This window comes from Bacillus sp. F2HM, assembly GCF_019266135.1.
In the GTDB taxonomy this organism is placed as follows: Bacteria; Bacillota; Bacilli; order Bacillales; family Bacillaceae; genus Bacillus; species Bacillus safensis.
This window is the reverse complement of the sequence record NZ_LRMO01000025.1, coordinates 75,295-85,178: the sequence shown is the minus strand read 5'-3', so window position 1 is coordinate 85,178 and position 9,884 is coordinate 75,295. Positions and strand designations below refer to the sequence as shown.

Genomic DNA, 9,884 nt, shown 5'->3' with positions numbered 1-9,884 from the left:
AGTTTTCAAAGATCATGTTCAAAAATGGAGCGGGTGATGAGAATCGAACTCACGACATCAGCTTGGAAGGCTGAGGTTTTACCACTAAACTACACCCGCGTGGTTTGTATTGGCGCGCCCGAGAGGAGTCGAACCCCTAACCTTTTGATCCGTAGTCAAACGCTCTATCCAATTGAGCTACGGGCGCTTAATCAGGCGACTTAATTATCTTAACATATCGTTTTTATTAAGTCAACATCTTTTTAAAATTTGTTTGCCGCATGCGTGTGAACGTCTGTGTTTCAAATACGTCATCAGCGACGAATAAAAATATACCATGAATTATATAAAAGGGTCAATACATTTTTCTAAAAAAGTTTCATGTTTTTTAAAATTGATTTTTTCTTAGATCAATAGACATGTAATAGCCCTATTTTCTTTTCTTTCTTCATAATTCTAATGATTCTTAAATAAAATCTTTCTAAATACAAAGGAGGACAAAACATGACCACATAGAATTTTTATTTATTGGAAAATTCTTAATATTTTTCCAATCAATTAAAGGAGGTAGGAGATGATGAAAAAGTTTATCGCTTTTCAAATCATGATCGCTTTGGTGATAGGAGCTCTTATCGGCCATTTCTTCCCTGACTTCGGAATGGCGCTCAGGCCAATTGGAGATGGATTCATCAGGCTGATTAAAATGATCGTTGTTCCAATCGTGTTCTCTACCATTGTTATTGGTGCAGCCGGCAGCGGCGGCATGAAGAAAATGGGCAGCCTTGGATTAAAGACAATCATTTGGTTTGAGGTCATCACAACCATCGTTCTTGGGATCGGGCTATTATTGGCAAATGGGCTAAAGCCTGGCGTTGGCCTCGATTTCTCTAAATTAGCTAAGAAAGATATTGGGGAATTAGATGGTTATACGGAGAAGGTCGTTGACTTTAAACAAATGGTATTAGATATCATTCCAACCAATATCGTCGATGTTATGGCTCAGAATGATTTACTTGCTGTCATTTTCTTCGCCATCTTATTTGGTGTAGCGGCAAGCGGCATCGGTAAAGCTTCTGCTCCTGTTCTCACCTTCTTTGAATCAGTGGCACAAATCATGTTTAAGCTCACACAGATGGTGATGGTGACAGCACCTATTGGGGTTCTTGCATTAATGGCTGCTTCTGTCGGTCAATATGGCATTGTTTTATTAATCCCAATGATGAAGCTTGTCGGGACTGTATTTTTAGGATTATTCATTATTCTCTTTGCTTTATTCCCTCTGGTCGCACTGATCTTCCGTTTTAACTACTTCGAAGTATTAAAAATGATTTGGGATTTGTTCCTTGTTGCCTTCTCTACTACGAGCACTGAAACTGTCCTTCCTCAATTGATGGAACGAATGGAGAAATACGGGTGTCCAAAAAGAATCGTTTCTTTTGTAATTCCATCTGGTCTTTCTCTCAATTGTGACGGATCAAGTTTATATTTATCGGTTGCCTGCGTATTCCTTGCACAAGCATTTGGTGTCGATATGAGTCTGTCACAGCAGCTTTTGATGATGCTTGTTCTTGTGTTAACGAGTAAAGGTATTGCAGCTGTGCCATCCGGTTCACTCGTTGTTCTTTTGGCAACCGCTCATGCAGTAGGTCTTCCAGCAGAAGGCGTTGCCATCATAGCCGGTGTTGACCGAATTATGGATATGGCACGAACAGGCGTGAATGTTCCAGGGCATGCCGTTGCATGTATTGTCGTATCTAAATGGGAAAAAGTATTCCGTGAGTCAGCGTGGGAAGTTCCTAAAGCTGGTGAAGAAACAAAAGGGATGTAATGTTATATGAAGGAAAGGGTTCGCCCTTTCCTTTTTTATGCTAAAAATGTTTGCTTTAGTACGGCTTTTCCTTGAGGATGCAGCTGCACTTCTGCATATGCCCCATTAATCAGTGTCATTTGCGGCGGGACATGTCCACAATCTATGTCGTAAAAAATGGGGATTTGTAGTTCCTTTTGTAATTCTTCATATACATCCTGATACTGATACCCTTCAACAGGCACATCTACTGCACTTCGCCCAAACATCATACCTGAACAGTGATCAAACCACCCTGCTAGTTTTAATTGAACAAGTGATCTCTTCACGCTTGCAGCATTTAATGCGCAGTTTTCGAAATACCAGAGAATCGGTTCATCTTTTATGAATGTTTTCTGAAAAGTTTTTACGTCCCCATAAGGTGTCCCTGCTAAGTGACGTATAATATCAATGCAGCCACCCATCAGTCTTCCCTTCACTGTCATTTCTTGTTGATCAACCGTATGCCATGCGGTCGATTCTGTTAAATGAAAGACATGTTTACTCGGGTTGTCATGCTGCCATTCCTTTTGATACATAGATGAAGAAAACTGGGTTATCTCCGTCTCCCCTTTAGCGGAAAGTGTTCGTTCCCACATGGCAGTCGTTTGATCCAGCTCTTCTCCTCTTAGATCGACTAAGTTCGGTCCATGCGCTGTGGCAATGCCTGTTTTTAATGTTAACGCCAGCAGAAGTGCACTCGTATCTGAGTAACCAAGAATCCACTTTTTTTTCATCGATGAGAAATCAAGGTGCTCTAATACTTCCAAAAGCAGCTGTCCTCCCCATGGCGGGATGATGTGATCAATCTCCTCACATGTCATCATGTACTGAAGTTCGTTTGCTCGTTCTATCGCAGGCGCAGATTTTGCCTTTTCCTGCTGCCAGACCGTCTCTCCACATATGACATCATAGCCTCTATGTTTCATTCGTTCACATGAAAGCTGAAACATGTCATGCAAAGATGGCTGTACACCTGAGGAAGGTGCTGTGACGCCAATTGTTTGTCCTTTTTGCAAATGCGGAAATTGTATCATTCTGCTTCCCCCCAACCTCTACTCTCTTCCCTGTCCATTTTAAAGAAAATGCCCCTTTTATAAGGGACATCTCTTCTTATTCCTTTTGACGCAGTACAGTATAGACTCCTGCAAAGATACATAGAATCCCAATGAATGAGCGTATCCCCATCTCTTCACCTAAAAGCAGCCAGCCGAGAGCTGCCCCTACGATCGGTTGAAAGAAAAAGAACAGACCGCCGCTCGAGGCATCCATCAATTGAAGCCCTCTATTCCACAAAAAGAATGCTAGAGCTGTTGAGATGATGCCTAGATAGAGAATGCCGCCCCAAATCTCTGGCCTTGCCATCTGCTCCACATCTAGATAAGGTAAACGAAATAAAGCAGCTGGTGTTAAGACAATGAACGCAATGATGATCGCATATGTGGTCGTCACGACTTGAGGGTATTTTCCTGGAACTCGTTTCAGCAAAACAGACATCAGTGCCCAAGTTAAAGCAGCAAAAACTAATGAAAGACCGCCAACAAATTCATCTGTTTGCACTGCGACTGGTCCAATCATGAGCCATACACCTGCTGTCGCAAGCAGGATGGATGCGCACTTTCGAACAGTCATGGCTTCTTTTAATAGAAAGAACGCAAACAGCACCATAAAAGCAGGGGTCGCAGATGTGATCACAGCTCCCATTTGTGCCGACGTATACATGGTGCCAATTTCTTGGGTCACAATTGATAGGAAATTTCCGATCAATCCGATCATGACAACAAGCGGGATATCTTTTTTATCTAATCGAAAGGAATAGCCCAAGCGCCAAATGGTGCACACCAGCACGATTCCTGCTACAGCATATCTCATCCATACAAGCTCAAGCGGCGGAACCACCGCTACTGTTACTTTGACAACAACGTACATGCCGCCCCAAATACTTGCAGCGATTGCTAGGTAAAGGGCGCCTATATATTTTTCCTTCATCTTTTCCCCTCCGTTACTGGATATATTGATCGCCATATCCACAAACGGAGATCACTCTCCGTTATGGACGGAGGGTGTTTGGTACATCATGTTCAAATAAAGGCTTCCATAGCATTGTCGTCACCTCATTTGTTTTTATTTTCAGACTACTTTATAACAAATTCTGGTTGACTTCAATCCTTTTTTGTCACCATTTTTCTTCATATAATAGAAGATAAACGGATATTGACATGCTGAATTCGTTTTCATATAGTAAGTAAAACTATAGGTGGCCATGCAGAAAAGGAGTAGAGGACGTTGGATATTGAAGCGAGGAAACACATTCCCAGCACGGAACACGAACCGTTTCTTGAGGGAATAAAAGATTGTGTGCCAACCCTGCTCGGTTATATGAGTATTGGGTTTGCCTTCGGAATTGTTGGAATTAGCGCACAGTTAAGTATATGGGACATTGCGCTTTTATCGATTTTTATTTACGCAGGTGCTTCACAGTTTATAATCTGTGCACTGCTTGTGACGGGTAGTCCCCTTTCTGCTATTATTTTCACCACATTTATTGTGAATCTGCGTCATTTATTGCTCAGCCTGACGCTTGCTCCTCATTTTACACGCTACTCTGTGAAACAAAATATTGGATTCGGTCTATTGCTGACTGATGAATCCTTCGGTGTAGCGATGAATAAATTAGCGCAGCAAGGAAGGCTGAATAACAGGTGGATGCACGGACTAAACATAACGGCGTATTTATGCTGGATTGCAGCCTGCATACTTGGCGGCATTTTTGGACACTGGATTTCAGATCCTGAAGCGCTTGGTCTTGATTTTGCTTTATCAGCGATGTTTGCTGCACTGCTAGTCCTTTCGTTACAGACAGTACCAAAAAATAAGTTAACTCATCGCCTGTCGCTTGTGTTGTATATGGTCGTTGCCATGTTTGTTCTGCTTCATTTTGTTCCATCACATGTGGCTGTTCTCATAGCTACTGTACTTGTCGCAACCATTGGGGTGGTGACAGATAAATGATCAATAGCTTTATGTTATGGCTCATTGTTGGTTGTATGATCGTCACCATCATTCCAAGGGTCGTACCCTTTATATTTGTACGGAGTATTCAGCTGCCTGAAGTGGTGCTGAAATGGTTATCGTTTATTCCTATTTGTATCTTTACAGCTTTGATTGCAGAGCATCTCTTCATCCATACAACAACTGGCACAGGCGTCACTATCCACTGGATGTATCTGGCTGTATTGACTCCTACTATACTCATTGCTGTTTGGACAAAAAGCTTGTCACTTACTGTTCTTGTCGGCGTCATGCTGATGGGCACTGCTAGATGGTTTTTCTAAAAGAAAAAGCTTAACCGCATGTGGTTAAGCTTTGTTTCATTTGACGATTCCGTATACAAATCCATCATAACCTTTTTCCCCAACAGTTTGAATCGCTGTTGCCTCTATTCTCGGCTCTTGTTTGAGTAAATCGAAAAATTCACGAGTTCCTTGTACTCGTTCATCCCCATCAGAGTCATGAAGGACGGCTCCATTTCTGACGACATTGTCTGCAATAATGACGGTTCCTTTTTTCGAGAAATCTAATGCCCACTTCAGATATTTCGGATTGTTCGGTTTATCTGCATCAATGAAGATCAAATCGAATGGAAGCACAGCCCTCTCTTTTAACTGAGATAACGTATCTAATGCCTTTCCTTGCAAAATGCTCACTCGTTCCGATAAGCCCGCTCTGCTGATGTTTTGCTGTGCGATCTTTACATGATGGCTGACAGCCTCTAATGTGATGAGTTCCCCATCCTCCTCAAGAGCACGCGCCAGCCAAATAGTACTGTATCCACCGAGTGTCCCGATTTCTAAAATGCGCTTTGCATTCTTCGTTTTTGCTAATAAATAAAGCATTTTCCCTTGGGCTGGTGACACATCAATTTCTGGCAGACCTGCTTGCTTATTATGAGTAAGGGCTTGCTCCAATACATCATCTTTAGGAATCAACTTGTCTGTGATATACTCGTCGACTTTCTTCCACACGTGCTCCATTTCATCCATCTCCCTTGATCATGTCTTCTCTCTCAAGTCTACATGATGATCGTGAGAACGTATAATCAATTCTTTTCACACATCTATTCATTTTTTTGATGAAAAACATGTGATGAGGAATACATGAAGCAACGCACTAGTTTCGGTTCTACTGGTTCAGCTTATTTTTGACATCCCCTTTTTTATCTTGAAGCTTTCCTTTTGCTTGATCCTTTTTCCCTTCTGCTTTCAAGTTTTGATGATCGGTTGCTTCACCAAGCTTTTCTTTGACTTGGCCTTTGACTTGATTTGTTTTTCCTTTCGCTTTATCCATATGTCCTTTTTCTTTACTCATTTGTTCCACCTCCACGTTTGATACTATTCATTTAGCCTTTTTGAAAGATACAAAACATCTGAGTGTGCGATGTACACGTTTCAGGTATGATAGACATTAGAAGAAGGGTTGGTGTTCTATTTCATGATCGTCTCTGAAAAGATATTCACAGTTCGTGGGGTGACCTATCGTATCCGGTCCGCTTCAGCGGCTGATGCCAAGCAGTTATCAGCTCTCAGACTGAAAATCGATGGTGAAACAGAATATTTAGACCGTGAACCAGGCGAAGCCTTTCTTGATGAAAAAGCATTTGAGGCTTTGATTCAAGAGGATACCAAGCAAAGCCGGCATTTATTTTTGGTCGCTGCTATTGAAGGAAAAATTGTCGGTTTTTCAAGATGCGAGGGCCATTCACTCAAGCGATCTGCTCACAAAGTGACATTTGGCGTCGCCATCCAGAAAGATGCTTGGGGGTATCACATCGGGAAAGAGCTTTTAGCCGCTTCAATCGACTGGGCAGATCAGCAGGGTATTCAGAAGATATCACTTCAAGTGCTGGAAACGAACAAAAAAGCCATTCGGTTATATGAGAACCACGGCTTTTTGATTGAAGGCGTATTAAAAAACGATAAACGGCTGAGTGACGGATTATATTATGATACTGTTGTGATGGGCAGGCATCGGCCAAGCTCCTGACTACTTACATCACATAGCCCCATATCATCGAAATTGCACTGTATATCAGAAGCAGCCCCATCACATACTGGAACGGTTTTTCGTAAGCAGTCAAAAAACGCTTATACAAAGAGCCAAATAAGCTCCAGCTGAATGTACCGAGAAAGCCAATGAGTGCGAGAATCAGCGTCCATATGACATACTGTATATTAGATTGTCCATTTGGCAAAACAAATGTTGAAATCACAGTCAATCCATACAAGATCGCTTTTGGGTTGATAAATTGCAGCATCATACCAGGGATAAAATGATTGTAGCGATCAAGAGTTTCGTCATTCCCGCCTTTACTTTTCATGATTTTGACCGCTAAATAAATCATGTATGCAGCTCCGATGAACGCCATGACCCAGCCTATTTTCGGCATTACTTGATAAAGAATGAGATTAAAGAAGCAGCTCAAACACAAAATGACGAGAAATCCGATACCTACACCTAAACAAAATCGAAATGTTTGCTTGACCCCATATTTATTCGTAAAGACCATGGCCATGATGTTGTTGGGCCCTGGGGTAAAGCTGCTAACAAAAGCATAGATCAACATAGAAAGAATCAAAGTTGCCGCCTCCCTTGTACGTTATTAAGACTTTAATTACTTTATTGCGTATGTTACGTTTTATTGTAACGTTCGGTCTTTATAAAGTAAATAGAGAAAGGAGTTTTTTTCATGGAAGATGTACAATCGATTATTTCTAAAAATGTGAGGCTTCTTAGAGATCAAAAAAAATTGAGCCTCGAAAAGATGGCAGAATTAACTGGGGTCAGCAAGACGATGATTGGACAAATTGAAAGAGGAGAATCGACCCCTACCATTACGACTTTGTGGAAAATCGCCAACGGATTAAAAGTATCTTTTAGTGAGCTCATTCACGCACCGCAGCCTGAAATCAAGGTAGTACGCAAGGAAGATGCACAGGTTTTAACTGAAGATGATGGAAAATATCGTGTATACACGACTTTCCCTTTTGACGACCGGGGGAAATTTGAAATGTACCGAGTGGAAATTGATCGAGGCGGGTCGCTTCGTGCGAGTGAACACATTGGGGGAACAGAGGAATTGATCACTGTTTTTGAGGGAGTCCTTGATTTAACCATTGGTGATGAACAATACACCTTAAAAGCCGGAGACTCTATTCGTTTTAAAGCGGACCGGACGCACACGTATCAACAAGCCGGGGAACAAATGGTCCGGATGCAAATGATTCTTTATTATCCTCATGAAAAAAGCTGACAGGCTTGTCCACCTGTCAGCTTTGCGTTTTATTTAATTAAATCCTGGATCGCGTACCACTGTTCTCCAGTAAATGTGACACTATATTTTCCTAATCCTAATTCTTTAATAGAGGTTTGTTTTAAAATCCCGACCCAGCCATCCTCTGCATATACAATACTTTCTGGGATATTTGATGTTGTATATGTTCTTGTTACTGAAACAGTTCGACTGGCCTGAGCCGTTATTTCACTGTTTGTTTGCTCCTTTGCTTCCACTGGAGCAGCTGTGACCCCAGCACCCGTTAAGACAATTGCTCCAACCAAAACAGAAGACATGACCTTTTTCACAAAAAAATCCCTCCCTTTTTTGTTGAACGTATAAACTATACCATAATTTAGAACTTTTGTAAGTTTATTTTTTCATTTTTTTGAAAATTATGATATCATTGTCTTATGCTAGATAGAGTGCGTTACATACTTCTATGCTTTTATCCTCATCTCAATCTAGTGAAACAATTGTGAACGGAGGTGATTTCATGAAAAAATGGCTCATCTGTTTTCAACTTGTTTTCCTCTTCTCCTTGTCGATCACACCATTTGCTTCTGCTGCCAAATGCCCTACAGTAAAACCATGTATCACTGATCCTTAAGCATAAGAAAAGGCCGATCAAACCTATTCTCTTGATCGGCCTTTTTATTTATTTTTGCTCTGCTTCCCAGCGGGCAACCTCTTCTCTTACTTTAGGAGCCACTTCTTTTCCAAATAGCTCAATGGCTTTCAGCACTTGATCATGCGGCATTGAACCAACTGGTACATGAAGCATAAAACGTGTGATGCCTACATTTTTTCTAAGGTGAATGACTTTCTCTGCCACGGTATCTGAATCTCCTACATACAGCGCGCCTTCTAAAGTTCTCGCTGCATCAAACGTAGAACGAGTATAAGGTCCCCAGCCGCGCTCTCTCGCTAATGTGTTCATCACATGCTGTGTAGATGGGAAGAATTGATCTGCTGCCAGGTCTGTTTCTGCCGCAACAAATCCATGAGAATGTGATGCTACAGTTAAGTTCTCAGGGTCATGTCCAGCGTGCACTGCCGCTTGCTTGTACAGCTGAACGAGCGGTGCGAACTGTCTAGGACTTCCGCCAATGATGGCAAGTACAAGCGGTAACCCTAGTAATCCAGCACGTACGACAGATTCACGGTTTCCTCCACTGCCGATCCAGATTGGAAGCGGATCTTGAACAGGTCTTGGGTACACCCCAACATCCTGAATGGACGGGCGATGCTTTCCGCTCCATGTTACACGCTCTGACTGCTGTAATTTGAGCAGCAAATCAAGCTTTTCTTCAAATAATTCTTCATAGTCATCCAGGTCATAGCCAAAGAGCGGGAATGATTCAATAAATGAACCACGGCCTGCCATAATTTCTGCACGTCCGTTTGATAGTCCATCCAGCGTTGCAAAATCCTGAAATACACGAACAGGATCTGCTGATGAAAGAACTGTCACTGCACTTGTCAGACGAATATTTTTTGTTTGTGTGGCTGCAGCCGCTAAGACGACAGCTGGATTCGAAGCGGCGAAATCCTCACGGTGATGCTCACCTACGCCAAATACATCAAGACCGACTTGATCTGCTAAAATAATTTCTTCTACTACTTCTCGAATACGCTGTGCGTGACTGACTGTTTTTCCTGTTTGAAAATCGGGTGTTGTTTCAACAAATGTACTAATTCCTAGTTCCATGATGGGAACCCCCTGTC

General features: G+C 42.0%; 12 protein-coding genes and 2 tRNA genes. 5 read left to right on the top strand and 9 right to left on the bottom strand.

What is annotated here, in order from left to right:
* Nucleotides 1-25 precede the first annotated feature (25 nt).
* Both AWT60_RS16020 and AWT60_RS16015 read right to left on the bottom strand, forming a co-directional pair.
* Nucleotides 26-99 (bottom strand) — tRNA-Gly (locus tag AWT60_RS16020).
* An 11-nt stretch (nucleotides 100-110) separates the two neighbouring features.
* A tRNA-Arg gene (locus AWT60_RS16015) sits at nucleotides 111-187 on the bottom strand.
* A 369-nt stretch (nucleotides 188-556) separates the two neighbouring features.
* On the opposite strand from AWT60_RS16015, the gene gltP reads away from it, so the two are divergent.
* Nucleotides 557-1,807 carry a glutamate-aspartate/proton symporter GltP gene (gltP, locus tag AWT60_RS16010; protein WP_024425437.1) on the top strand — a complete coding sequence of 417 codons (1,251 nt, stop codon included), beginning with the start codon at nucleotides 557-559 and terminating at the stop codon, nucleotides 1,805-1,807.
* Nucleotides 1,808-1,842: 35 nt separating this feature from the next.
* Here the strand turns inward: gltP and AWT60_RS16005 are convergent, their stop codons facing one another.
* Both AWT60_RS16005 and AWT60_RS16000 read right to left on the bottom strand, forming a co-directional pair.
* Complete coding sequence (locus AWT60_RS16005; RefSeq protein WP_041106450.1) at nucleotides 1,843-2,862, bottom strand: S66 family peptidase; 1,020 nt, start codon at nucleotides 2,860-2,862, stop codon at nucleotides 1,843-1,845.
* Nucleotides 2,863-2,938: 76 nt separating this feature from the next.
* Entirely contained in the window at nucleotides 2,939-3,814 is an 876-nt protein-coding gene (locus tag AWT60_RS16000) for a DMT family transporter (RefSeq protein ID WP_041106448.1), read from the bottom strand.
* A gap of 297 nt (nucleotides 3,815-4,111) precedes the next feature.
* Between AWT60_RS16000 and AWT60_RS15995 the strand changes: the two genes are divergently transcribed.
* Entirely contained in the window at nucleotides 4,112-4,837 is a 726-nt protein-coding gene (locus AWT60_RS15995) for an AzlC family ABC transporter permease (protein ID WP_041106446.1), read from the top strand.
* Nucleotides 4,834-5,160, top strand: a complete 327-nt coding sequence (locus tag AWT60_RS15990; protein ID WP_041106443.1) for an AzlD domain-containing protein — start codon at nucleotides 4,834-4,836, stop codon at nucleotides 5,158-5,160. Before AWT60_RS15995 ends, AWT60_RS15990 begins: the two co-directional genes overlap by 4 nt.
* Nucleotides 5,161-5,196: 36 nt before the next feature.
* Here the strand turns inward: AWT60_RS15990 and AWT60_RS15985 are convergent, their stop codons facing one another.
* Nucleotides 5,197-5,859 carry an O-methyltransferase gene (locus tag AWT60_RS15985; RefSeq protein WP_041106441.1) on the bottom strand — a complete coding sequence of 221 codons (663 nt, stop codon included), beginning with the start codon at nucleotides 5,857-5,859 and terminating at the stop codon, nucleotides 5,197-5,199.
* 148 nt (nucleotides 5,860-6,007) lie between these two features.
* Nucleotides 6,008-6,193 carry a CsbD family protein gene (locus AWT60_RS15980; RefSeq protein WP_024425431.1) on the bottom strand — a complete coding sequence of 62 codons (186 nt, stop codon included), beginning with the start codon at nucleotides 6,191-6,193 and terminating at the stop codon, nucleotides 6,008-6,010.
* A 123-nt stretch (nucleotides 6,194-6,316) separates the two neighbouring features.
* On the opposite strand from AWT60_RS15980, the gene AWT60_RS15975 reads away from it, so the two are divergent.
* Nucleotides 6,317-6,868 carry a GNAT family N-acetyltransferase gene (locus AWT60_RS15975; protein ID WP_218677463.1) on the top strand — a complete coding sequence of 184 codons (552 nt, stop codon included), beginning with the start codon at nucleotides 6,317-6,319 and terminating at the stop codon, nucleotides 6,866-6,868.
* A gap of 4 nt (nucleotides 6,869-6,872) precedes the next feature.
* Here the strand turns inward: AWT60_RS15975 and AWT60_RS15970 are convergent, their stop codons facing one another.
* Nucleotides 6,873-7,460, bottom strand: a complete 588-nt coding sequence (locus AWT60_RS15970; protein WP_218677462.1) for a LysE family transporter — start codon at nucleotides 7,458-7,460, stop codon at nucleotides 6,873-6,875.
* Nucleotides 7,461-7,571: 111 nt separating this feature from the next.
* Here AWT60_RS15970 and AWT60_RS15965 point away from each other — a divergent pair, with 111 nt between their 5' ends.
* A complete protein-coding gene (locus AWT60_RS15965; protein ID WP_075622432.1) occupies nucleotides 7,572-8,135 on the top strand; it encodes a helix-turn-helix domain-containing protein in 564 nt (187 codons plus the stop codon).
* Nucleotides 8,136-8,164: 29 nt separating this feature from the next.
* On the opposite strand, the gene AWT60_RS15960 is transcribed toward AWT60_RS15965, so the two are convergent.
* Nucleotides 8,165-8,464: a hypothetical protein gene (locus AWT60_RS15960; protein ID WP_256928533.1), complete on the bottom strand. Its 300-nt coding sequence runs from the start codon at nucleotides 8,462-8,464 to the stop codon at nucleotides 8,165-8,167.
* Between the two features lie 350 nt (nucleotides 8,465-8,814).
* Complete coding sequence (locus AWT60_RS15955; protein WP_218677461.1) at nucleotides 8,815-9,867, bottom strand: LLM class flavin-dependent oxidoreductase; 1,053 nt, start codon at nucleotides 9,865-9,867, stop codon at nucleotides 8,815-8,817.
* Nucleotides 9,868-9,884 lie beyond the last annotated feature (17 nt).

Excerpts from the sequence above, each read along its gene's own strand:
- AWT60_RS16000 (WP_041106448.1), bottom strand. The coding sequence starts at position 3,814 with ATGAAGGAAAAATATATAGGCGCCCTTTACCTAGCAATCGCTGCAAGT.
- AWT60_RS16005 (WP_041106450.1), bottom strand. The coding sequence starts at position 2,862 with ATGATACAATTTCCGCATTTGCAAAAAGGACAAACAATTGGCGTCACA.
- AWT60_RS15965 (WP_075622432.1), top strand. The coding sequence starts at position 7,572 with ATGGAAGATGTACAATCGATTATTTCTAAAAATGTGAGGCTTCTTAGA.
- AWT60_RS15955 (WP_218677461.1), bottom strand. The coding sequence starts at position 9,867 with ATGGAACTAGGAATTAGTACATTTGTTGAAACAACACCCGATTTTCAA.
- gltP (WP_024425437.1), top strand. The coding sequence starts at position 557 with ATGAAAAAGTTTATCGCTTTTCAAATCATGATCGCTTTGGTGATAGGA.
- AWT60_RS15980 (WP_024425431.1), bottom strand. The coding sequence starts at position 6,193 with ATGAGTAAAGAAAAAGGACATATGGATAAAGCGAAAGGAAAAACAAAT.
- AWT60_RS15975 (WP_218677463.1), top strand. The coding sequence starts at position 6,317 with ATGATCGTCTCTGAAAAGATATTCACAGTTCGTGGGGTGACCTATCGT.
- AWT60_RS15985 (WP_041106441.1), bottom strand. The coding sequence starts at position 5,859 with ATGGAGCACGTGTGGAAGAAAGTCGACGAGTATATCACAGACAAGTTG.
- AWT60_RS15990 (WP_041106443.1), top strand. The coding sequence starts at position 4,834 with ATGATCAATAGCTTTATGTTATGGCTCATTGTTGGTTGTATGATCGTC.